At 72.8% G+C, this 22,490-nt stretch carries 24 protein-coding genes; 22 read left to right on the top strand and 2 right to left on the bottom strand.

Annotated features, from left to right (window positions below):
* Positions 1-6: 6 nt before the first annotated feature.
* From fliF to flhA, 21 genes are all read left to right on the top strand, one after another.
* On the top strand, positions 7-1,581 hold the full coding sequence (fliF, locus tag H8838_RS16290; RefSeq protein ID WP_224766197.1) for a flagellar basal-body MS-ring/collar protein FliF: 1,575 nt from the start codon (positions 7-9) through the stop codon (positions 1,579-1,581).
* Positions 1,581-2,594 (top strand): flagellar motor switch protein FliG, encoded by a 1,014-nt coding sequence (fliG, locus tag H8838_RS16295; RefSeq protein ID WP_181313153.1) that lies wholly within the window; start codon positions 1,581-1,583, stop codon positions 2,592-2,594. The genes fliF and fliG overlap by 1 nt, the downstream gene beginning before the upstream one ends.
* Positions 2,578-3,240 (top strand): FliH/SctL family protein, encoded by a 663-nt coding sequence (locus H8838_RS16300; protein ID WP_181313152.1) that lies wholly within the window; start codon positions 2,578-2,580, stop codon positions 3,238-3,240. The genes fliG and H8838_RS16300 overlap by 17 nt, the downstream gene beginning before the upstream one ends.
* On the top strand, positions 3,237-4,547 hold the full coding sequence (locus H8838_RS16305) for a FliI/YscN family ATPase (RefSeq protein WP_181313151.1): 1,311 nt from the start codon (positions 3,237-3,239) through the stop codon (positions 4,545-4,547). Before H8838_RS16300 ends, H8838_RS16305 begins: the two co-directional genes overlap by 4 nt.
* A complete protein-coding gene (locus H8838_RS16310) occupies positions 4,544-4,987 on the top strand; it encodes a flagellar FliJ family protein (protein ID WP_181313150.1) in 444 nt (147 codons plus the stop codon). Before H8838_RS16305 ends, H8838_RS16310 begins: the two co-directional genes overlap by 4 nt.
* Positions 4,984-6,012 (top strand): transglycosylase SLT domain-containing protein, encoded by a 1,029-nt coding sequence (locus tag H8838_RS16315; RefSeq protein ID WP_185994593.1) that lies wholly within the window; start codon positions 4,984-4,986, stop codon positions 6,010-6,012. The genes H8838_RS16310 and H8838_RS16315 overlap by 4 nt, the downstream gene beginning before the upstream one ends.
* A complete protein-coding gene (locus H8838_RS16320; RefSeq protein ID WP_185994592.1) occupies positions 6,009-7,157 on the top strand; it encodes a flagellar hook-length control protein FliK in 1,149 nt (382 codons plus the stop codon). Before H8838_RS16315 ends, H8838_RS16320 begins: the two co-directional genes overlap by 4 nt.
* A gap of 10 nt (positions 7,158-7,167) precedes the next feature.
* Complete coding sequence (locus H8838_RS16325; RefSeq protein WP_181313147.1) at positions 7,168-7,605, top strand: flagellar hook assembly protein FlgD; 438 nt, start codon at positions 7,168-7,170, stop codon at positions 7,603-7,605.
* A 32-nt stretch (positions 7,606-7,637) separates the two neighbouring features.
* Positions 7,638-8,495, top strand: coding sequence for a flagellar hook protein FlgE (locus H8838_RS16330; RefSeq protein ID WP_181313146.1), 858 nt, complete (start codon positions 7,638-7,640; stop codon positions 8,493-8,495).
* 152 nt (positions 8,496-8,647) lie between these two features.
* Positions 8,648-8,983: a flagellar FlbD family protein gene (locus tag H8838_RS16335; RefSeq protein ID WP_224766537.1), complete on the top strand. Its 336-nt coding sequence runs from the start codon at positions 8,648-8,650 to the stop codon at positions 8,981-8,983.
* Entirely contained in the window at positions 8,983-9,756 is a 774-nt protein-coding gene (locus H8838_RS16340; RefSeq protein ID WP_181313144.1) for a motility protein A, read from the top strand. Before H8838_RS16335 ends, H8838_RS16340 begins: the two co-directional genes overlap by 1 nt.
* Positions 9,756-10,643 (top strand): OmpA/MotB family protein, encoded by an 888-nt coding sequence (locus H8838_RS16345; protein ID WP_181313143.1) that lies wholly within the window; start codon positions 9,756-9,758, stop codon positions 10,641-10,643. Before H8838_RS16340 ends, H8838_RS16345 begins: the two co-directional genes overlap by 1 nt.
* Positions 10,640-11,089, top strand: coding sequence for a flagellar basal body-associated FliL family protein (locus H8838_RS16350; protein WP_185994591.1), 450 nt, complete (start codon positions 10,640-10,642; stop codon positions 11,087-11,089). The genes H8838_RS16345 and H8838_RS16350 overlap by 4 nt, the downstream gene beginning before the upstream one ends.
* A gap of 107 nt (positions 11,090-11,196) precedes the next feature.
* Entirely contained in the window at positions 11,197-12,156 is a 960-nt protein-coding gene (locus H8838_RS16355) for a flagellar motor switch protein FliM (RefSeq protein ID WP_224766198.1), read from the top strand.
* The gene (gene fliN / locus H8838_RS16360) at positions 12,153-12,989 is read left to right on the top strand and encodes a flagellar motor switch protein FliN (protein ID WP_181313142.1); all 837 of its coding nucleotides are present in this window, start codon (positions 12,153-12,155) and stop codon (positions 12,987-12,989) included. The genes H8838_RS16355 and fliN overlap by 4 nt, the downstream gene beginning before the upstream one ends.
* Positions 12,990-12,992: 3 nt before the next feature.
* Complete coding sequence (locus H8838_RS16365) at positions 12,993-13,463, top strand: flagellar biosynthetic protein FliO (RefSeq protein WP_181313141.1); 471 nt, start codon at positions 12,993-12,995, stop codon at positions 13,461-13,463.
* Positions 13,460-14,278, top strand: coding sequence for a flagellar type III secretion system pore protein FliP (gene fliP, locus H8838_RS16370; protein WP_185994590.1), 819 nt, complete (start codon positions 13,460-13,462; stop codon positions 14,276-14,278). The genes H8838_RS16365 and fliP overlap by 4 nt, the downstream gene beginning before the upstream one ends.
* Positions 14,275-14,544, top strand: a complete 270-nt coding sequence (locus H8838_RS16375; RefSeq protein ID WP_181313139.1) for a flagellar biosynthetic protein FliQ — start codon at positions 14,275-14,277, stop codon at positions 14,542-14,544. Before fliP ends, H8838_RS16375 begins: the two co-directional genes overlap by 4 nt.
* A 12-nt stretch (positions 14,545-14,556) precedes the next feature.
* Entirely contained in the window at positions 14,557-15,321 is a 765-nt protein-coding gene (locus tag H8838_RS16380; RefSeq protein WP_181313138.1) for a flagellar biosynthetic protein FliR, read from the top strand.
* Positions 15,322-15,328: 7 nt separating this feature from the next.
* Positions 15,329-16,477: an EscU/YscU/HrcU family type III secretion system export apparatus switch protein gene (locus H8838_RS16385; RefSeq protein ID WP_181313137.1), complete on the top strand. Its 1,149-nt coding sequence runs from the start codon at positions 15,329-15,331 to the stop codon at positions 16,475-16,477.
* Between the two features lie 81 nt (positions 16,478-16,558).
* On the top strand, positions 16,559-18,613 hold the full coding sequence (gene flhA / locus H8838_RS16390) for a flagellar biosynthesis protein FlhA (RefSeq protein WP_224766199.1): 2,055 nt from the start codon (positions 16,559-16,561) through the stop codon (positions 18,611-18,613).
* 147 nt (positions 18,614-18,760) lie between these two features.
* Here the strand turns inward: flhA and H8838_RS20240 are convergent, their stop codons facing one another.
* Positions 18,761-20,317 carry a sensor histidine kinase gene (locus H8838_RS20240; protein WP_185994588.1) on the bottom strand — a complete coding sequence of 519 codons (1,557 nt, stop codon included), beginning with the start codon at positions 20,315-20,317 and terminating at the stop codon, positions 18,761-18,763.
* Between the two features lie 251 nt (positions 20,318-20,568).
* The gene (gene pdxH, locus H8838_RS16400; protein ID WP_181313134.1) at positions 20,569-21,246 is read right to left on the bottom strand and encodes a pyridoxamine 5'-phosphate oxidase; all 678 of its coding nucleotides are present in this window, start codon (positions 21,244-21,246) and stop codon (positions 20,569-20,571) included.
* Positions 21,247-21,342: 96 nt separating this feature from the next.
* Here pdxH and H8838_RS16405 point away from each other — a divergent pair, with 96 nt between their 5' ends.
* A complete protein-coding gene (locus H8838_RS16405; RefSeq protein WP_181313133.1) occupies positions 21,343-22,446 on the top strand; it encodes a citrate synthase 2 in 1,104 nt (367 codons plus the stop codon).
* Positions 22,447-22,490 lie beyond the last annotated feature (44 nt).

Below are 22,490 nucleotides of genomic sequence, written 5' to 3' on the forward strand. Positions count from 1 at the left end.
GACACGATGACGCAGAGCCTGAACCGGCTCAAGGACACCTTCGCCTCGTTCAGCGCCGGCCAGAAGGCCGTCGCCGTGGTGGGGACCCTGGCCCTGCTGCTGGCCGGGTTCATGGTCTTCCGCTGGGCGGCCACGCCCAGCTACAGCCCGCTGTTCTCCAACATGAGCGCCGAGGACGCCTCCGCGGTGATCGACGAGCTCGAGGCCACCGGCGTGCCCTACGAGATCAGCAACGGCGGCGCCACGGTGATGGTGCCCCAGGAGCAGGTGCACGAGACCCGGATCGCGCTCAGCGGGGAGGGCCTGCCCGCCAGCAACGACGGCGGCTACTCGCTGCTCGACGAGCAGAGCCTGTCCACCTCGCAGTTCCAGGAGCAGACCTCCTTCAAGCGCGCGATGGAGGGCGAGCTGGCCACCACCATCGAGGCGATCGACGGCGTGCGGACCGCCGTCGTCCGGCTCGCGCTGCCGCCCAAGCAGGTCTTCGCCAAGGAGCAGGACCCGGCCACCGCCTCGGTGCTGGTGGCCACCGACCCCGGCGACACGTTCGCGCCCGAGCAGGTGCAGGCCGTGGTCCACCTGGTCGCCTCCAGCATCGACGGCCTGGCCCCGGAGAAGGTCACCGTCGCCGACTCCACCGGTCGGCTGCTCTCGGCCGACGACGCCACCAGCGGCACCGGCGCAGGCACCCGCGCCCAGGCGGTCGAGGAGTACCAGGACGACCTGAGCGCCAAGATCCAGCGCACCCTGGACACCGTGATCGGCCCCGGCAACTCCACGGTGGCCCTGTCCGCCAACCTCGACTTCGACAAGTCGGTCAGCACCAGCACCACCTACCAGTCCGACCCCGCCGCGAAGCCGCTGTCGCGCTCGCGCCAGCGGGAGACCTACAACGGCGGCGCCGCGGGCAACGCCGGCGCCGGCGGCCCGGTCGGCCCCGAGGGCCAGATGGAGCAGCAGCCCGGCAACGGCGAGGGCGCCTACAACAAGGAGACGACCACCGAGGACAACGCGGTCAACCAGGTCGTGGAGACCCGCGAGGCCGCACCCGGAGGGGTCGAGTCGCTGCACATCGGCATCGCGCTGGACGCCAACGCGCCGGTCAAGGTCAGCGCCGGCGACGTGCGCGACCTGATCGCCGCCGCGATCGGCGAGGACCTGGACCGCGGGGACACCATCGAGGTCGCCACCCTGGCCTTCGACCGCAGCGCCGAGGAGGCCGCCCAGCAGGAGCTGGAGGCAGCCGCGGCGGCCGACGCCAAGGCGGCACGCAACGAGATGCTGCGCAACGGCGGTCTCGGTGCGCTGGTCGCGCTGATGCTGCTGCTGGCCTGGCTCAAGGGCCGCAAGCGGGCCAAGGCGCGTGCCGAGGCCACGACGTACGTCGTCGAGCAGCTGCGCCTGGACCAGGCCACCCGCGCCCAGCAGCCGGTGATGGAGACCAGCGCCGCGATGGTGGCGCTGGAGTCGGCCGAGCGCAACGAGGCCGACGACCTGCGGGAGGAGCTCACCGCCCTGGTCGAGCGTCAGCCCGAGGACGTCGCGCAGCTGCTGCGCGGCTGGCTGGTGGAGCGTCCCTGATGACCACCGTCGCCACCAAGGGCCTGCGCAAGACCGCCGTGCTGCTGATCCAGCTCGGCCGGGAGCGCGCCAGCGAGGTGCTCAGCCACCTGTCCACCGAGGAGGTGGAGCAGATCTCCTCCGAGATCGCCCGCCTGCAGTACGTCTCCGCCGACGAGTCCGACCAGGTGATGGGCGAGTTCCGCGACCTGTTGACCGCCCGCGCGCACATCGCCAAGGGCGGTCTGGACTACGCGCGCCAGCTGCTCGAGGGGTCGCTGGGCGAGGAGCGCGCCGCCGAGGTGATCGAGCGGCTGCAGGCCGCCGCGGTGCAGATGCCGTTCCAGTTCCTGCTCCGCGCCGACCCGGCCCAGCTGCGCTCCTTCATCGCCGACGAGCACCCGCAGGTGATCGCGCTGGTGCTGGCCCACATGACCGCGGACAAGGCCTCGCTCGTGCTCTCCGGGCTCCCGCCGGAGCAGCAGGCGCAGGTCGCTCACCGGATCGCGGTGATGGACCGGACCTCGCCGGAGATCGTGCACGTCGTGGAGACCACCCTGGAGCGCAAGCTCTCCTCGATGCTCCAGCCGGCCGAGATGTCCCGGGTCGGCGGGCTGGACCCGCTGGTCAACATCATCAACCGCTCCGACCGGTCGACCGAGCGGCAGATCGTCGAGGGGCTCGAGGCGCTCGACACCGCGCTGGCCGACGAGGTCAAGAGCAAGATGTTCATGTTCGAGGACATCGTGATGCTCGACGACCGCTCGGTGCAGCAGGTGCTGCGCGAGGTCAACGGCTCCGACCTCGCCCTGGCCCTCAAGGGCATCGACGAGGGCCCCGTCCGAGCCAAGATCACCGGCAACCTCTCCGAGCGCGCCGCCGAGAACCTGCTCGAGGAGGTCGAGCTGCTCGGACCGGTCCGCCTCACCCAGGTGGAGGAGGCCCGCCAGGGCATCATCCGCACCATCCGCAAGCTCGAGGAGTCCGGCCAGATCATGGTGCGGCGAGGGAGCGACGATGAGTTCGTCGACTGAGCCCCGGGTCACCCGCCTGCGGCCCCCGGAGCTGCGCCGCGGCGAGTGGACGCGACTCGGACCGGACAGCCTCCTGGGCGACCCGGTCGCCGAGCACACGCTCTCCGCGGTCGCCGAGCAGGCCCGGGCCGCCGCCCGCGCCCAGGGCTACACCGTGGGCTGGGCCCAGGGTCGTCGTGAGGCGGCCGAGGAGGCCACGGTCGCCACCCAGGAGCAGTCCGAGCGGTGGGCCCGGGCCGAGCGCGAGCGCGCCCTGGAGCACGCTGCCGCCGTCGAGGCGCTGCAGTCCGCGGCAGCCCAGCTGCACGCCGCCGTCTCCTCGACCGTGGAGCGGCTGGAGGCCCAGGGCACCGAGCTGGCCTGGGCGCTCACCGAGGAGCTCGTCGCGCGGGAGGTCTCCGTGGCCAGCGGCGCCGACGTCGTACGCCGGGTGCTCGCCCTGACGCCGACCGAGCCGATCGCCTCGGTCCACCTCGCACCCGGGCACCTGGGGCACCCGGCCGTGGCCGACCTGGTCGCCCGCGGCGTGCGGGTCGTCGCCGACGAGGCGCTCGAGCCCGCGGACGCGGTGGTCCAGGTCGGCGAGCAGGCCCTGGACCTCCGGGTGAGCAGCGCGATGGCGCGGGTCCGCGAGGCCCTGGCATGAGCGTCCTGACCTCCGCCCGGGCCGAGGCTGCCCTGGCCGCCCTCGCCCCGGCCCGGCTCGGCCGGGTGAGCGAGATCCTGGGCCTGCACCTGCTGGTCGGCGGCCTCGCCGCCGCCGTGGGCGACCTGGTCGAGGTCGAGTCGACCACCGGCGTGCCGGTGCTCGCCGAGGTCGCCGCCTCCGGCTCCGCCGGCCTGGTCTGCCTGCCGCTGGGACCCACCACCGGGCTGCGCGCCGGGGCGCTGGTCCAGCACACCGGCGGCCCGTTGCGGATCCGGGTGGGCGACGAGCTGCGCGGCCGCGTCCTGGACGGCCTCGGCCGTCCGCTCGACGACGGTCCGTCGCTGGACCACCTGCCCCTGGTCAGCGTCGACCACCCGACGCCCCCCGCGCTCTCCCGGCCCCGGATCACCGAGCAGCTCGGCCTGGGCGTGCGCGCCCTCGACTCGCTCACCCCCTGCGGCCGCGGCCAGCGCATCGGGATCATGGCGGGCTCCGGGGTCGGCAAGTCGAGCCTGCTGTCGATGATCGCCCGCGGCACCGACGCCGAGGTCTGCGTGCTCGCGCTGGTCGGCGAGCGGGGCCGCGAGGTCCGGGAGTTCCTGGAGAACGACCTGGGCCCCGAGGGCCTGGCCCGTTCCGTGGTGGTCGTGGCCACCTCCGACGCCCCGCCCGTCGAGCGGCTGCGGGCGGCGTTCGTCGCCACCCGGATCGCGGAGTCCTTCCGCGACGAGGGCCGCGACGTCGTCCTGATGATGGACAGCCTGACCCGCGTCGCCATGGCCCAGCGCGAGATCGGCCTGAGCGCCGGCGAGCCGCCCGCCACCCGCGGCTACCCGCCGAGCGTCTTCGCCCTGCTCCCCCGCCTGCTCGAGCGGGCCGGCACCGCCGCGACCGGCTCGATCACCGGCCTCTACACCGTGCTGGTCGAGGGCGACGACATGCAGGACCCGGTCGGCGACACCGCGCGCTCGATCCTGGACGGCCACGTCGTGCTCTCCCGCCGGCTGGCCACCTCGGGCCACTTCCCCAGCATCGACGTGCTCGAGTCGATCTCCCGGGTCACCGGGGCGGTCACCACGCCCGAGCAGCGGGCCGACGCCACCCGGCTCCGCCGGATGCTCGCGGCCCACCGCGACGTGCGCGAGCTGGTCGAGATCGGCGCCTACGTGCGTGGTGCGGACGCCGACGCCGATGCGGCGCTCACCCTGATGCCGCAGATCGAGGACTTCCTGCGCCAGTCGATGGACGACAGCACGCCGACCGTCGCCACCTGGGCGCGCCTGCACGAGCTGGTGGCCCGATGAGCACGAGCACGCACGACCGCGGCATGCGGGCGGTGGAGAGGGTGCGCTCGGTCCGTGAGCGCGACAGCCGGCTCGGGCTCCAGCAGGCGACCGCCGAGCGGGACCGTCAGCAGGCCCGGCTCGACGCCCTGGAGCAGCAGCTGCACGACAGCAGCGCGTGGACCTCCGGGGAGACCTGGTCCTACCTGGCTCTGCGCGGCTCGCTGCTCGGGCTGGGCGAGTCCATCGCCCGGGCCGAGCAGGAGGTCGCGGCGGCACAGCGGATCGCCGAGAGCGCGGCTGCCCACTGGGGCCAGGACCGCACCCGGCTCGCCGCGGTGGAGAACCTGCTGGCGCGCCGGGCCGAGGCCAGGCGCACCGAGCGCGCCCGGCGCGAGGCCCGCGAGCTCGACGACATCTCCGCCCAGCTGTGGACCAGGCAGCAGGGGGCAGCGCGATGACCGTCGCCGACGTCACCAGCCGGATCGCCCAGATCCAGTCCCAGCTGGCGCTGCTCGCCCCCCGCTCGACCGGCAGCACCGACTTCTCCGCCTCCCTGGGCCAGGCGCTCGGCGACCTGGTGGCCGGCGGCTCGACCGCGCCGAGCGCCCAGAGCGCCGGGGCCAGTCCGGTGCCGAGCAGCGCGTCCCCCGGCTCGGTGACCGGGGCGGACGTCGTCGGCGAGGCTCGCAAGTACCTCGGTCTGCCCTACGTGTGGGGCGGCACCGACCCGACCAAGGGCCTGGACTGCTCCGGCCTGGTGCAGCTGGTCTACAAGAACCTCGGCTACGACCTGCCGCGCGTCTCCTTCCAGCAGGCCGCCTCCGGCCGACCCGTGGCGAGCATGTCCGAGGCCCAGCCCGGCGACCTGATCGCCTGGGACAACTCGAGCCGCAACAACGGGGTCGACCACATCGCCATCTACATCGGCGGCGGGAAGATGATCGAGGCTCCGCGGACGGGCCTGGACGTGCGGATCATCGACGTGCCGACCACGCCCGACGTCATCCGCCGGATCCTGCCCGACGCCGCGACCGGCACGTCCGGGGCCGACGCGCTCGGCGGGGCCGCCCCGGTCGCGCCCCTGTCCGGCGCGATGTCTCCCAGCACGCCGTTCGCCGGGCTCTTCGCCAGTGCCGGCGCCCGGCACGGGGTCGCTCCCGCCCTGCTCGCCGCCGTGGCCCGCCAGGAGTCGGGGTTCGACCCCTCCGCGGTCAGCCCCGCCGGTGCGCAGGGACTCATGCAGCTGATGCCGGCCACGGCGCAGGGCCTCGGGGTCACCGACTCCTTCGACCCCACCCAGGCGGTGGACGGGGCCGCCAAGCTGCTCCGTGACCTGCTGGACCGGTTCGGTCGTACCGACCTCGCCCTGGCCGCCTACAACGCCGGGCCCGGCGCGGTGATGCGCTACGACGGCATCCCGCCGTACGCCGAGACCCAGAAGTACGTCTCCTCCATCATGACGGCGCTCGGAGGTGCTCGATGAGCACGCTGGCCGGTCTGCCGGGCGCCACCACCGCGCTGCTGGCGACCCCGCCCACCGCGCCCACGGGGCTCCCGGTGCCGGCGGAGAACGCCTCCCCGTTCCTGGCGCTGCTGATGGCTGCGCTCCCCGGCCAGGAGCCGGTCCCGCAGGCTGCCCCGGAGGCGGGCTCGGCCACCGCGGGCGAGACTCCGGCGGCTCCGGCGATCCCGGAGACCGAGGACGCCGAGCAGCCGGGCGCCACCGAGGAGCCCGAGGTCGTGGCCCAGACCCCCGAGGTCCCGCAGGTCTCCCAGACCCCCGTGCCGGAGTGGGCGCTCCAGTCGGCTCTCGGCCTGCTGCCGAGCCTGCCGACCGGGCCCGTGCCCGCCGGCACGCCCGGGCTGACCACCGAGACGACCCTCACCGTGCAGACCCCCGAGACGGCGACCGCCGCGACGACCTCCCCGGCGCTCCTCGCGGACGGCCCGACCGAGACCCCCTCGCCCCTCGGGCAGACCACCGCGGCCACCACGGCCACCGGGGCCCTCGCGACCCCGGCGCAGCCCCCCGTTCAGACCGCCGTCCAGACCACCGAGGGCGCCCAGCCCGGCGCGCTGGTGCTGCCGGCGGGAATGGCCGCAGTCGCCCCGACGGCCGCCCCGGACGCCCCCGCCCCCGCCGCTCCTGCGAGCAGCGCGCACGTGACCAGCCAGGTCTTCGGCGAGGTGACCAGCCTGGTCAGCCGCGGCAACGGCACCCACCGGATCACCCTCCAGCTCAACCCCGAGGCGCTCGGCGAGGTCCGGGTGACGTTGACCGTGCGCAACGGCGAGGTCACGGTCAGCTTCGCGGCCGGCGACCAGGCCCGGCACGCGCTGCTCGAGGGCGCACCCGAGCTGGTCCGGCTGCTGGAGCTGACGGGTGCGAGCGAGAGCCGCATCCAGGTCCGCGACCCGAGCGCGCCCGAGCCGCTGCCCGCCTCGACGGGCCAGCAGCGCGAGGACGCGCGATCCCCCGGCGGAGACCGGGGGCCCACAGACCACCACGCAGGGACGCGTGAGGGAAGAAACGCCACGGACGGCACCACCCGCGGACCAGGGGTCGACCCCCTGCCGCACGACCCGGTCAGCCGTTCCCGTGCCACGGGCATCGACGTGACCGTGTGAGGAGGAACCCGTGTCGATCCAGGCAACGGAGGCCGTGGCACCGGGGATGTTCGGCCCGGCTCCGGCCAGCACGTCGACCCAGTCGGCGCAGAACGACAAGGACATGTTCCTGCAGCTGATGGTGGCGCAGATGCGCTACCAGGACCCGCTGAACCCGGCCGACTCCGGGGCGTTCCTCGCCCAGTCGGCGCAGTTCACGGCCCTGGAGAAGATGCAGGCCGTGGCCGACCAGACGGCGTTGCTGCTCTCGACCCAGATGGCGTTCGGCGCCGCCGGGCTCGTGGGTCGCCACGTCTCCTGGACCAACCCCGACGGCAGCGCCGGCAGCGGTCCCGTCAGCGGAGTCACCTTCGGCGCCCAGGGGCCCGTGCTCGACGTCGACGGCACCGAGGTGCCGCTCGCGCTCGTCGCCACGGTCACCGACGGCGCCTCCGCCCCCACCCCCTGAACCGTCCCTTCCCACCACGTGAGGTAACCACCATGCTTCGTTCTCTCTTCTCCGGCATCTCCGGGCTGCGCGTCAACCAGACGATGCTCGACGTGACCGGCAACAACATCGCCAATGCCAACACCACCGGCTTCAAGTCCTCCACCACGGTCTTCCAGGACACCCTGAGCCAGGTGATGAACGGGGCCGGCGCGGCCAACCCCAACAACAACGGCGGCACCAACCCGGTGCAGGTCGGGCTCGGCGTCCAGCTCGCGGCCACCGTGACCAACCTCGGCCAGGGGTCGGAGCAGACCACCGGCCGGGCGACCGACCTGATGCTGTCGGGTGACGGCATGTTCGTGGTCCGCAAGGGCAACGAGACGCTCTACACCCGGGCCGGGGCGTTCTCCTTCGACAACGCCGGCACCCTGGTCTCCCCCACCGGTAACCGGGTGCAGGGCTACGCCCTGGACGCGGACGGCGCCGCCACCGGGCCCCTGATCGACGTCACCCGCAACACCGCCAACGCGGTGCCGGCCGTCCCGGCGGGCGTGGAGATGACCTCGTACTCGATCGGCAGCGACGGCAAGGTCACCGGACTGTTCTCCGACGGCATCCAGCGCGGCCTGGCCCAGATCGCGATCGCCGACTTCACCAACCCCCAAGGCCTGGAGAAGGTCGGGGAGACCAGCTTCCGGGTCACCGCGAACTCCGGCGAGGCCGAGGTCGGCGTCGCCGGCCAGGGCGGTCGCGGCACGGTCAAGGGCGGGTCGCTGGAGATGTCCAACGTCGACCTGGCCGCGGAGTTCACCAACCTGATCCTGGCCCAGCGCGGCTTCCAGGCCAGCTCGCGGGTGATCACCACCTCCGACCAGGTGCTCGAGGAGCTCGTCAACATCAAGCGCTGACGTACGCCGGGCCGGCCGGTCCGTCTGCTGCCCCGCGGGGTGGGACGGACCGGCCCGAAGCCCTCAGGTCGGCGACGTCCCGGCCGAATGGACAGGTGCAGGGCCACGGACGGCCCTGGGTTCCACGCCCAAGGATGGTGCTGATCGTGATCATGCTGACCCGACTCTCGGGGACGATGTTCGTCTTGAACTCGGACCTGATCGAGCGCATCGACGCCACCCCCGACACCGTGATCACGCTGACCGACGGCACCAAGTACGTCGTCGCCGACTCGATGGCGCAGGTCGTCTCCGCGATCCGCGGCTTCCGGTCGGAGATCGTCGCGCTCTCCTCGATGGTGCCGCCCGACCTGGAGCAGCTCTTCCCGAGCCCCACCTCCGCCCGGCTGGCACCGGTCTCCCGGCTCCCCGGACTCGAGGACCGACTCGAGGACCGGGTCGAGGCCGGCGGCGTCGAGGCCCGCCGCGTCGAGATCAGGGAGCCCTGATGGATCCGGCAACCCTGATCGGCATCGGCCTGGCCTTCGCGATCATCATCATCTCCAACGTGCTGGAGGGCGGGAACCCCGCCTCGATGATCCTGCTGCCCCCGATGCTGCTGGTCTTCGGCGCCACCCTGGCGATCTGCTTCGCCGGCGGCACGGTGGCCGACGGGAAGAACGCGATCGGCTCGCTGAAGCGCGCCTTCACCGGCAAGGCGGCCTCCTCGGCCGACCTGGTGCCGGTGGTGGTGCAGCTGGCCGAGCGGGCCCGCCGCGACGGGCTGCTGGCCCTGGAGGAGTCGCTGCGCGAGATCGACGACCCGTTCCTGGTCAAGGGCGTCACCCTGGCGATCGACGGCACGGACCCCGACGAGGTGCGGGAGATCCTGGAGGCGGAGGTCTACGCCAAGAAGTCCCAGGACAAGCACGGCGCCAAGTTCTTCGCCGACGCCGGGGCCTACGCCCCCACGATCGGCATCGTCGGCACCGTGATGGGCCTGGTGCACGTGCTGGAGAACCTGGCCCAGCCCGAGGAGCTCGGCCACCTGATCGCCGCCGCGTTCCTGGCCACCCTGTGGGGGGTCTGCTCGGCCAACGCGATCTGGCTGCCGATCGCCGCCCGGCTCAAGCGCCTCAGCGAGCTGGAGTGCAACCGGATGGAGGTCGCGATCGAGGGGGTCGCGGCGATCCAGGCCGGGGCCAACCCGCGGGTGATCGCCCAGAAGCTGACCTCGCTGCTGCCGGCCTCCGAGGCCGCCGCCCAGAACAAGGCCGCCTGATGGGCCGCCCGAAGCGGGAGCTCGAGGAGGAGCACGAGAACCACGAGCGCTGGCTGGTGACCTACGCCGACATGGTGACCCTGCTGATGGTGCTCTTCATCGTGATGTTCGCGATGAGCCAGGTCGACGAGAAGAAGTTCAGCGCCCTCAAGGAGGGCCTGGCCGCCGGGTTCGGCCAGTCCGCCGTGGTGATGGACGGGTCGGAGTCGCTGCTCGACAACCCCGGCAGCGCCGCGGTCAAGACGCTCACCCCCGCGCAGTACAAGGAGCTGAGCCCCGAGCAGCAGGAGGCGGTCAGCCGCGCGGTGGCCGAGCAGGAGCGGCTGCGGACCCAGCGCCGGTACGCCGAGGCCGAGGCCGAGGCCGACCGGCTGCTGGAGCTGCGACGCCGCCTGGTCCGGGCGCTGGCCGCGCAGGGCCTGGAGGGCGACGTGGTCACCACCATCGACGGGCGCGGACTGGTGGTCAGCCTCGTGTCCCGGCACATCGTCTTCGAGGCCGACCGGGCCGACCTGACCCCGCGCGGCCGCCAGGTGGTCGACGCCCTGGCACCGGTGCTGGCCCGCGCCGAGGACCCGCTGCAGATCGACGGGCACACCAACCAGGTGCCGGTGAAGCCGCGGTACTACGACTCCGACTGGGACCTGTCGGCCGCCCGCGCCATCACCGTGCTCCGCCACCTGAGCGAGGGGCGCGGGATCCCCGAGGAGCGCCTCACCGCCTCCGCGTTCGGGCACGAGAAGCCGCTGATGGACCCCGAGGAGCCCGGGTCCCAGCGGATCAACAAGAGGGTCGACATCGTGGTGCTCTCCGCGCTGCCGGCCGAGACCCGCGAGCTGCTCGAGCAGGCCGCAGCCCGTACCGCCCCCGAAGGAGACAGGACATGACCGTCACCGCGATGCCGCCGGCCCCCGCCAGCCAGGCTCCCGCCGCCCCGGAGGAGCCGGAGAAGAAGAGCAGGAAGAAGCTGCTCCTCGTGCTGGTGCTGGTGCTGGCCGTGGGCGGGGCGGGCTGGTTCTTCTTCCTCAAGCCCTCGGGCCCCTCCGAGCCGGTGCCGGGCGAGGTGATGGCGCTGGAGTCGATGCAGCTCAACCTGGCCGGCGGCCACTACCTGCGCCTGGGCCTCGCGCTGCAGCTGGAGGAGGGCGCCCACGAGGTCGACGGCAGCAAGGCGATGGACGCGGCGATCAGCATCTTCAGCGGCCTGGAGATGTCCGCGCTGGTCCGCGGCGAGCAGCGCGAGGAGCTGCGCGGCCAGCTGCTGGAGAAGCTCGACCACGCGTACCACGGCGAGGTGCTGGAGGTGTACTACACCGAGTTCGTCACCCAGTGAGCGGTGACCCTGTGACGCTGTGACGCTGTGACGCTGTGACGCAGGGGACCCGATTGGTCTAGTCCAAAACACTCAGGAGTCGACGGCGAGGGCCGATACGACTCCACGTGACCCCTTCTGCCGCCTCGGCCGCGCCCCCCAGCGGGACGTCGGGCGTCCGCGCGCGCCGTCGCAACCGCACCAGCGTGCCGGTGGCCTACGACTTCCGCCGGCCGATCCAGCTCAGCCGGGAGCACTCCCGCATCCTCCAGCTGGGCTTCGACTCCTTCGCGCGGCAGGCGACCACCGTCTTCACCTCCTGGCTGCGCACCGTCTGCTCGGTGCAGCTGCTCTCCATCCAGCAGCTCAGCTACGACGAGTACATCGACTCGCTGCACGCCCCGACGTACATGATCAAGCTGACCGCCGAGCCGATGAACGGGCTCGGCATGCTCGAGCTGCCGTTGCCCGGCGCGATGGCCTGCATCGACCACATGCTCGGCGGACCGGGGGGGCCGGCCCAGCCGGTGCGCCCGCTCACCGAGATCGAGTCCGGCGTGATCCGCGGACTGACCGACCGGCTGCTCAGCGAGATGCGCTACGGCCTGGCCGCCATCGCCGACTTCGAGCTGCTCCCCGCCGGCATCGAGTACAGCCCCCAGTTCGCCCAGATCGCCGGGGCCGCCGACGTGATGGTGGTCGTCGAGCTCGAGGTGCGGATCGGCGAGGGCGTGCACAAGATGACGCTCTGCCTGCCGTTCAACGGCCTGCTGCCGCACCTGACCAAGGCCGCTGCGCCGGCGCCGGTCTCCGAGCGCGAGCAGGTCAAGCGCCAGGAGGCGGCCTCGCTGCTCCAGCGGCGCTTCGCCGACGTGCCCGTCGAGGCGTCGGTCCGGCTGCGCCCGACCTCGCTGCACCCGGCCGCCCTCGGGCAGCTCAAGCCCGGGGACGTGATCCGGCTCGCGCACCCGGCGTCCGCACCGCTGGACGTCTGCGTCGACGACACCACGTTCGCCCACGCCACCGCCGGGGCCAAGGGCCCCCGGCTCGCCGCCCTCATCGTGGGCAACCCCAAGGAGAACGCATGACCACCGCCCACACCCCGGACCCGACGCTGGCCCTCGCGGCCGCCACCGCGGCCGCCGGGGTGCTGCCCTCGGTGACCCCGCTCAGCGCGGTGGCCACCCAGCCCGGCAACGAGCACGTCACCAACGCCTTCGCCGGGGCGGCGATCGCCAGCCTCGAAGGGTCGGACGGCCGGACGCACCGGGCCGCGGTGCTGGTCGGCAACGAGTTCGTCCGGGCGCTGGCCGAGAGCCCGCTCGGAGGTCTCGACCTCCCCGCCGCGACCCAGCCCGCGCTGGACGCGCTCGCCGCCGCCCTGGGCTGCACGGCGCGCGCCGCCACCGCGGTCGAGCTGGCTATGGTCCCGGCCGACCTCGGCGGCCCGTTCACCGCGGTCCCGCTCGTCGGCCAGGGGATCGAGGCGGCCGTGCTCATCGGCGACTCGGCGCTGGTGACCGCCGTGGCGGCGGTGCCCAGCACCGCGGAGCCGACCGCCGTCTTCGCCCCGGCCGGGACGCCCCTCGGCGACCCGCTCAGCGGTCCCCTCTCGTACGGCGCCCCCACGCCGGTCCCGTCCTTCGACGCCGCGCCTCGCCCCGCCCTGGCCTCCCAGCGCGGCATCGAGATGCTGGCCGGCGTCGACATGGAGGTGACCGTCGAGCTCGGCCGCACCCGGATGGCGGTCCGCGACCTGCTGGCGCTGGCGCCGGGCGCCGTGCTCGAGCTGGACCGCGCCGCAGACGGCCCGGCCGACCTGCTTGTCAACGGGCGGCTGATCGCCCGGGGCGAGGTGGTGGTGATCGACGAGGACTTCGGGCTGAGGATCACCGAGATCGTCGACGACGCGGGCGCCTGAGCCGTGCTCGAGCTCGCCCTCCGGCTGGTCTTCTCGCTGGCCGTCGTCCTCGGCCTGCTCCTGCTGCTGGCCCGCTTCGGCGCACGCCGGTTCAAGGGCGGCGCGGGCTCCCTGGTGCAGGTCGTGCACCGCCAGCCCCTGACCCGGGGCTCGTCGGTCGCCGTGGTCACCGTCGGCAGCCGGGTCCTGGTGCTCGGCACGACCGAGCAGCAGGTCACCCTGCTGACCGAGCTCGACCCCGAGGAGCTCCTGGACGACGAGGCGATGGCCGAGGGCGTCCTGCCCGTGGACCCGCCGGCCGAGGCGCCCCGGTTCGCCCCGGAGACGCCGCCGCTGAGCGGGCACCTGGGTGGTCCGCTCTCCGGCTCCGTGCTGTCGCGTCAGACCTGGCGCCAGGCGCTCACCGCCCTGCGTCGCGACCGCTCCGGCGACCGGGACGACGACCCGGGCGTCCCCGGCAGGCACCGCCCATGAGGCTGCTCTCGCGGCTGGCCGCCGCTCTCCTGGCCGCCGTGCTCCTGCTCCTCCTGCTCGGCGCCGTGGGCGGGGCCGCTTCCGCCGACGTTGCGCTCTCACCTGTCGGCCCCGGAGGTCCCGAGGGGCCGTCGGGCCCCGAGAGCTCGGTGACCATCGAGCTCGACGGGCTGACCGAGACACCCAGCAACTCCGTCGTGGTGATCGTCGCCCTCACGCTGCTCTCGCTGCTGCCGGCGATCCTGCTCACCTGCACCAGCTTCACCAAGATCCTGGTGGTGCTGGGCCTGACCCGCAACGCGCTGGGGCTCCAGCAGACGCCGAACAACCAGGTGCTCGCCGGGCTCGCGCTCTTCCTCAGCCTGTTCATCATGGGCCCGGTCCTCTCCGACATCAACGACGTCGGGCTCCAGCCCTACCTGGACGGGGACAAGACCGCCGCGGCGGCCTTCGAGGACGGTCTGGAGCCGCTGCGCGGCTTCATGCTCGACCAGACCGGCGACGAGGAGCTGACCCTGCTGACCAACGTCGCCGGGCGCGACCTGCCCGAGGACCGCGAGGACGTCGCGACCACCACCCTGGTGCCGGCCTTCGTGCTCAGCGAGCTCAAGCAGGCCTTCATCATCGGCTTCATCATCTTCATCCCGTTCCTGGTGATCGACATCGTGGTCAGCGGCGCGCTGATGGCGCTCGGCATGATGATGATGCCGCCGGTGATGGTCTCGTTGCCGTTCAAGCTGCTGCTCTTCGTCCTGGTCGACGGGTGGGGACTGGTGATCACCTCACTGGTCTCCAGCTACGGAGGGCCAGGATGACCGACACCGTCGTCATCGAGATCGCGCTGCGCACCATGGTGGTCGCGCTCAAGCTCTCCGCGCCCATCCTGGTCACCTCGCTGGTGATCGGCTTCGCCATCTCGCTGTTCCAGTCGATGACCCAGATCCAGGAGTTCACGCTCTCCTTCGTGCCCAAGCTGGTCGGGGTCGGGGTCGCGCTGCTGGTCAGCGGCAACTGGATGCTGCACACGCTCGTCACCTTCACCCTCGACCTCTTCGAGGCGCTGCCCTCGATGCTCTCCTAGGCGATCCCCGCCGTGACCCTCACCATCGCCGGCCAGGAGCTGATCGCCTACCTGCTCGCCTCGCTCCGGATCGGCGCCTGGCTCGCGGTGGTGCCGCCGTTCTCCTCGCGCTCGGTGCCGTCGATGGCGAAGGTGGTGCTCGCCCTGGGGCTCGCCTTCCTGGTGGCGCCGGGCCTGGCCGGGCAGGTGGGGACCGACACCTGGGACCTGGTGGTGGTGGCGGTGACCCAGGTCCTGGTCGGGGTGTCGATGGGCTTCGTCACCTTCCTGCTCTTCCAGGCGGTCTCGGCCGCCGGTGCCCTGGTCGACGTCTTCGGCGGATTCGCGCTCGCCCAGGGGTTCGACCCGCTGGGGATGAACATGAACACCGTCTTCGGCAAGTTCCACTCGATGCTGGCCACGATGCTGCTCTTCGCCACCTCCGGGCACCTGCTGGTGATCGGCGGCCTGCTCTCGACGTTCGAGCTGCTCCCCCTGGGCAGCACCCCCGACACCGAGGGCGCCCCCGGCCTGCTGACCACGGCGTTCGGGATGTTCTTCGTGACCGCGGTGCAGATCGCCCTGCCGATGATCGCGGTCCTCTTCGTCGCCGACCTCGGCCTGGCGCTGCTCACCAAGGTGGCGCCCCAGCTCAACGCGATCAACGTGATGTTCCCGGCCAAGATCGGCCTCACCCTGCTCCTGCTGGGCCTCTCCTTCCCGGTGCTGCCCGAGGCGATGGAGCGGCTGGTCGCCCTCGCCAACGACGCCATGGCCACGATCGCGGGCGGGGGGTGAGAGCGGCGTGAGCCAGGGCGAGGAGAAGACCGAGAAACCCACCGCGCGGAAGAAGAAGGAGAACCGCAAGGAGGGCCAGGTCCCGCGCACCCAGGAGCTGGGCGGCTGGGCCTCGATGCTCGCCGTGGGGCTCGCGCTCCCGCTGCTGCTCGGCGCGGAGATGCGCTCGCTGGAGAAGCTGCTGGTCAGCTCCCTGCGGGCGGTGGAGGACCCCGATCCCGCGGTGGCGATGGAGCTGCTGAGCGGCGGGCTGTGGCACGTCGCGGTGGCGCTGCTGGCCCTGGCCTCCGGGGTGATGGTGATCGGGGTCGCCGGCGCACTGGCCCAGGGCGGCTTCTACCTGGCCACCAAGGCGGTCAAGCCGAAGCTGTCCAAGCTCAACCCGATCCAGGGCGCCAAGCGGGTCTTCGGGCCGCAGGCGCTGTGGGAGGGGGCCAAGATGCTGATCAAGAGCTCGGTGGTCGCCCTGTTCGCCTACTCGGTGATCCGCACGATGATGCCGCTGCTCGGCGGCCTGGTGCCGATCCCGGTGGTGCTCGACGTGATCTCCCAGGAGGCGCTGGGCCTGATCCGCAACGTGGCCGTGGCCGGCCTGGTGATGGCCGTGGCCGACTACGCCTTCCAGCGCCGCAAGATCGGCAAGCAGACCCGGATGACCAAGCAGGAGGTCAAGCAGGAGCACAAGAACACCGAGGGGGACCCGCTGGTCAAGAGCGCCATCCGGTCGCGCCAGATGGCCGCCTCGCGCAACCGGATGATGGCCGACGTGCCGACCGCCGACGTCGTCCTGGTCAACCCCACGCACGTGGCGGTGGCCCTGCGCTACCAGCCCGAGCGCGGCGCGCCGGTGGTGGTCGCCCGCGGCGCCGGCGCGGTCGCGGCCAGGATCCGCGAGGAGGCGACCGCCCACCGGGTGCCGCTGGTCCGCGACGTCGCCCTGGCCCGGGCGCTGCACCGGTCGACGCAGGTCGGGCAGGAGATCCCGGCCGAGCTCTTCGCCGCGGTGGCCCAGGTGCTGGCGTTCGTGATCAGCCGTCGTACCCGCGGGCACCACGGCGGAGAGCACCGCAGCCCCCGGCACGAGGCGGACCTGCCGCCGGTGCTGGCTGCGGGTCGTCGGCGAAAGTCCTCAGCACCGGTCGTCGACGGCCGATAGGAACCGTGCGGCACCAGGATGGTGCCGGCCGCGCCACGGAGGGCGCACCTGGATGTGGTGACCCCCCGAGAGGACCGTGGCGTGAAGCGCTTGACCCAGCTGGGCGTGCCGATCGGCATCGTCTGCATCGTGGTGATGCTCGTCGTCCCGCTGCCCGCGGTGGTGCTCGACATGCTCATCGCCCTCAACATCACCGGTGCACTGCTGATCCTGATGGTGGCGATGTTCGTCACCCGGCCGCTCGACTTCGCCTCGTTCCCGGCCGTGCTGCTGGTGATGACGCTGTTCCGGCTCGCGCTCAACGTGAGCGCCACCCGGCTCGTGCTCCTCGACGGCTACGCCGGCAAGGTGATCGACACCTTCGGCCACTTCGTGGTCGGCGGCTCGCTCGTGGTCGGCATCATCGTCTTCACCATCCTGCTGATCATCCAGTTCGTCGTCATCACCAACGGTGCCGGCCGGGTCGCCGAGGTGGGGGCGCGGTTCACCCTGGACGCGATGCCCGGCAAGCAGATGGCCATCGACGCGGACCTGAACTCCGGCCTGATCACCGAGGACCAGGCCCGTCGCCGGCGGGCCGAGGTGCACGCCGAGGCCGACTTCTACGGCGCGATGGACGGTGCGTCGAAGTTCGTGAAGGGCGACGCGATCGCGGCGATCGTGATCACCCTGGTCAACCTCATCGGCGGGTTCGCGATCGGCGTCGCGCAGATGGGCATGCCGTTCGGCGAGGCGATCCAGACCTACAGCCTGCTCACCGTGGGCGACGGCCTGGTCTCGCAGATCCCGGCGCTGCTGCTCTCGGTCGCCACCGGCCTGGTCGTCACCCGGCACGCCGGCGACGAGGACATGGGCAGCGACATCATCCGGCAGATCACCGCCAACCAGATGCCGCTGCGGATCGCCGGCTTCGCCGCCTTCGCGCTGTGCCTGATCCCGGGCCTGCCCAAGCTGCCCTTCCTGTTCGCCGGAGGGTTGATGCTGCTCGCCTCCACGCGGGTGCCGAAGCCCCCGGACCCGGCACTGGAGGAGGGGCAGCAGGCCCTGGCGGCCGCACCGAACCCCGACTCCCCCGAGCAGCTCGCCGCCGAGATCCAGGTGGACCCGCTCGGTCTCGAGCTCGCGCCCGACATCATCGACCTGGTCGACCCGAGCGTCGGCGGCGACCTGCTGGACCGGGTCAAGGCGCTGCGGCGCAAGGTCGCCTCGGACATCGGGATCGTGGTCCCGCCGGTCCGGACCCGCGACAACCTCGACCTGCCCTCGCGCACCTATGCCATCACCCTGTTCGGGATCGAGGTGGCCCGCGGCGAGGCGCCGTCGGGCCACGTGATGGCGATCGGCGACTACCTCGGCAACCTGCCCGGGCAGGTCGGCGTCGAGCCGGTCTTCGGCCTCGAGGCCAAGTGGATCCCCGCCGAGCTGCGCAGCCAGGCCGAGATCACCGGTGCCACCGTGGTCGACCGGGCCTCGGTGATCACCACCCACCTGGCCGAGGTCGTCACCCAGCACGCGGCCCGGCTGCTGGGTCGCGAGGACGTTCGGCTGCTCACCGACGTGGTCAAGCGGACGCACCCGGTGGTGATCGAGGAGCTGACCCCCACCCACCTCAGCCTCGGCGAGGTCCAGCGGGTGCTCCAGTCCCTGCTCGACGAGAAGATCTCGGTGCGCGACCTGGTCCGGATCTTCGAGGCGCTCTCGCTGCGGGCGGCGGTCTCCAAGGACCTGGACGGGCTCGTCGAGTCCGCCCGGCAGGCGCTCGGGCCCGCCGTGGTGGCGCCGTACCTGCAGGAGGGCAACGTGCACGTGATCAGCCTCGACCCGCAGCTGGAGCACCGGATGCTCGAGTCGATGCGCGCCACCGAGACCGGCGCCGTGCTGACCCTCGACCCCGACACCGGCCAGCAGGTGCTGGTCCAGCTGGCCGGGCTGGCGGCCGACGCGGAGAACCGCGACCAGCGTCCGGTCCTGGTCTGCGCCCCGCAGATCCGCGCCGCCCTGCGCCGCCTGGTCCGTCCCACCCTGGACCGGCTGCCGGTGCTCTCCTACTCCGAGCTCAGCGGCAGCGGGCAGGTCCGGTCCGTCGGCGTGGTCACCGGTGACCGCGCCCTCACCCAGACAGGGGTGCCCCGATGAGCGTGGGCCCGTTGAACGGCTTCGTCCTGGGAGCGGCCGCGGTCGTCTCCTCCCCCGCCCTGTGGCTCTCCCTGGTCGAGGGGACGCTGCCCCTGGACGCCGCCCTGACCCGCTACCTGATCTCGGTGGCGCTGTGCTGGGCGGGGCTCAACGTCCTGATCCAGATGACGGCGTCGCGTCCTGCTCCCCAACCGCTCCGGGCGCCCGAGGAGGCCGGTTCCGACCAGCCGGCGCACGGAGCTGGGGACCCGGCGGAGCGCTGACCGGGACGCGCAGGCGCACCAGGGTCCCCGTCGAGGGCGCCGTCTCCAGGCTCATCGTCCCGCCCAGCAGCGCGGCCCGCAGGCCGACGTTCTCCAGCCCGCTGCGCGGCGCCTCCGGGTCGACCCCCCGCCCGTCGTCCTGGACCTCCAGGACGACCCAGTCGTCGTGCAGGCCGACCTCGACCCGGCAGAACCGTGCCTCGGCGTGCCGGACCACGTTGGAGAGCAGCTCGCGCAGGCTCGCCAGCAGGTGCTCGGCGACCACCGGGTCGACCTCGGTGTCCAGGTCGCCCTGGGCCAGCACCACCGGGGTGAAGCCCAGCACCGGGACGTACTCGCGCACCAGGGACCGGGCGTCACGGCGCAGCCTGGGCCGGGTGCCGTGCTCGAGCTGGAAGATGGTGGTGCGGATGTCGCGGATGACCAGGTCGAGGTCGCCGACACCGCGCTCGATCCCGGCCCGGATCCTCGCCACGTCCTCGTGCCGGCGCAGGCCGCGGATCTGCAGCCCGGTGGCGAAGATCCGCTGGATCACCACGTCGTGCAGGTCCCGGGCGATGCGCTCACGCTCGCTGACCAGCAGCAGCTGCTCCCGGTCGTGCCGCGCGCGCGCCTGGTCCATCGCGATGCTGGCCTGGTCGGCGAACATCCGGACCAGGGCGAGCTCCTCGGACGAGACCGGCTCGGTCCGCCCCGTCCACCAGGCCCCCAGCAGGTGCCTGCCCCCGGCCTTCGGCTCGACCGGCAGGACCGCGATCAGGTCGTCGTCGAAGGTGAGCACCTGCTCCTCCCCCGTCCGCAGGATCTCCTTGATCCGCGGGCCGGCCAGGGCGAACAGGGTCCGGCTGCGCGGCAGGTACCCCCGCCCCACGTCGATGGCCTGGATGTCGTGGACGCCGGTGGCGTGCGGCACCAGCAGGCCGACGCCGGTGGCGGCCAGGGCACGGCGCAGCGAGCCGCTGAGCACCGAGAGCACGTCCTCCCCGGAGTCCGAGGAGCTGAGCGCACGCGCGACCTCGCGGGCCGCCTCCAGCCCGAGCCGGCGCCGCTCGCTCTCGACCCGCACCCGGGTGTGGCGCAGCGCGGTGCCCGCCATCAGCGCCACCAGGGCGAGCCGTCCGGCGTCGTCGTCGTCGAAGGCGGCGTCCCCGAGCTTGTTCCAGCCGACCACCCGGGCCACCGGCACCCCGTCGACCACGACCTGCTCGACGATCCGCTCGACCGGCGCCGCGCTGCGCGGCGGCCGGGTGGACCAGCGGCCCCGTTCGGTGAGGACCCGCAGGACCCGTCCGTCGGCGGCCAGCACCTCCAGCCGGCAGCGGCCCGCCCCGGTGGCTGCACAGGCGGCCTCGACGGTCCGGCGCAGGACCTCGGTCTCGTCCAGGTCGGAGCCCAGCTCCACCAGCGAGCTCCACAGCACGCTCGGCCCCACGTCCCCCATGGGCGGCAGCGTCTCACGTGGCCGGAGCCCCGGACGCAGGCGACCCGCAGGCTGCTCCTGGCGGAGCCGGGGCCGGCCGGATGGCGCCGGAGCCTGCGGGTCGGGTGACTGCGGTGGATTAGCTGCTAGCTCGCAGCCACCTCACGCATCCTGAAAGACTTCATCTCTCGGACCACCTCCTTTCCCGTGTACCTCCCAGGCTAGGTCGGCCCGCGCCCCCGGCCAAGGGGTTTTCTCGTTCTCCCGAGGCGTCAGGGAGAGAGGCGTCGGCGGTGCCAGACGGCCGGGTCCTCCGTGCCGCGCCGGTACTCCAGTCGGTCGTGCATCCGGCCCGGCCGGCCCTGCCAGAACTCCATCGCCACCGGGCGCACCCGGTAGCCGCCCCACAACGGCGGGACCGGCACCTGCTCCCCGGCGAACCGGGCGTCGGCGGCGGCGTACGCCTCGTGCAGCTCCTCGACGGAGGTCACCGGCTCGGACTGCCGCGAGGCCCAGGCGCCCAGCTGGGCGCCGCGCGGGCGGGTGGCGAAGTACGACGCGACCTCGTCGGGCGGCAGCGCCCACGCCTCGCCGGTGACGCGGACCTGCCGCTCCACCGGGTGCCAGCCGAAGAGCAGCGCGCACGCGGGGCTGGCGGCCAGCTCGATCCCCTTGCGCGACCCGCGGTTGGTGAAGAAGACGAACCCGCGCTCGTCGAACCCCTTGAGCAGCACCGTCCGCGACGACGGCACGCCCTCGACCGAGACGGTGGAGAGCACCATGGCGTTCGGCTCGTGCATGGTCGAGTCGAGCGCCTCGAGCAGCCAGCGCCGGAAGAGCGCCAGCGGGTCGCGGCCGGCGTCCTCCTCCGAGAGGCCGCGCTCGGCGTACTCCGAGCGAAGCGCGGCGAGGACCTCGGCAGGGTCGCGGGAACCAGCAGGGTTGTCCACGAGCGCGACCCTAGACCGGCCGGATGCCGCACCGGAACAGCTCGGGGTGCAGAATGCGACCTGACACACATTCCCCGACGAAGGAGTCGAAGACGCATGACCGAGGTGCACCACGGACTCGAAGGCGTCATCGCCTTCGAGAGCGAGATCGCTGAGCCTGACAAGGAGGGCTCGGCCCTTCGTTACCGTGGCGTCGACATCGAGGAGATCGTCGGACGCGTCCCCTTCGAGAACGTCTGGGGACTGCTGATCGACGGCTCCTACACCCCGGGCCTGCCGCCGGCCGAGGCCTACAACCTCCCCGTCCACACCGGCGACGTGCGGGTCGACGTGCAGGCGGCCATCGCCATGCTCGCCCCCGCGTTCGGCTTCGGCCAGACCTACGACATCAGCGACGAGCAGGCCCGCGAGGACCTGGCCCGCGTCGCGGTGATGGTGCTCTCGTACGCCGCCCAGTCGGCGCGCGGCCTGCACCGTCCGGTCGTCACCCAGAGGGTCGTCGACGAGGGCCGCACCCTGGCGGAGAAGTTCCTGCTGCGGTGGAAGGGCGAGGCCGACCCGAAGCACGTCAAGGCGATCGACGCCTACTGGTCCTCGGCGGCCGAGCACGGCATGAACGCCTCCACCTTCACCGCGCGGGTGATCACCTCCACCGGCGCCGACGTGGCGGCCGCTTTCTCCGGCGCGATCGGCGCGATGAGCGGCCCGCTGCACGGCGGCGCCCCCTCGCGGGTGCTGGGGATGATCGAGGACGTGGAGAAGACCGGCGACGCCCGGGCCTACGTCAAGAAGCTGCTCGACGACGGCGAGCGCCTGATGGGCTTCGGCCACCGCGTCTACCGCGCCGAGGACCCGCGTGCCCGCGTCCTGCGCCGGACGGCCCGCGAGCTGTCCGCACCGCGCTACGAGGTCGCCGAGGCGCTGGAGAAGGCGGCCCTGGCCGAGCTGCGCGAGCGTCGCCCCGACCGGGTGCTGGAGACCAACGTCGAGTTCTGGGCCGCCATCGTCCTGGACTTCGCCGAGGTGCCGGCCCACATGTTCACCTCGATGTTCACCTGCGCCCGCACGGGTGGCTGGTCGGCGCACATCCTGGAGCAGAAGCGCACCGGCCGGCTGATCCGGCCGTCCGCGATCTACACCGGGCCGCAGGCGCGCCCCGCCTCGGCGATCGAGGGCTGGAACCCCGACTGGTCCGCCTGAGCCGTCCCGCTGAGCAGCTCCAGGACAGCCGCACCCTCGTGAGG

The sequence above is a fragment of the Nocardioides campestrisoli genome (assembly GCF_013624435.2).
Lineage (GTDB): Bacteria > Actinomycetota > Actinomycetes > Propionibacteriales > Nocardioidaceae > Nocardioides > Nocardioides campestrisoli.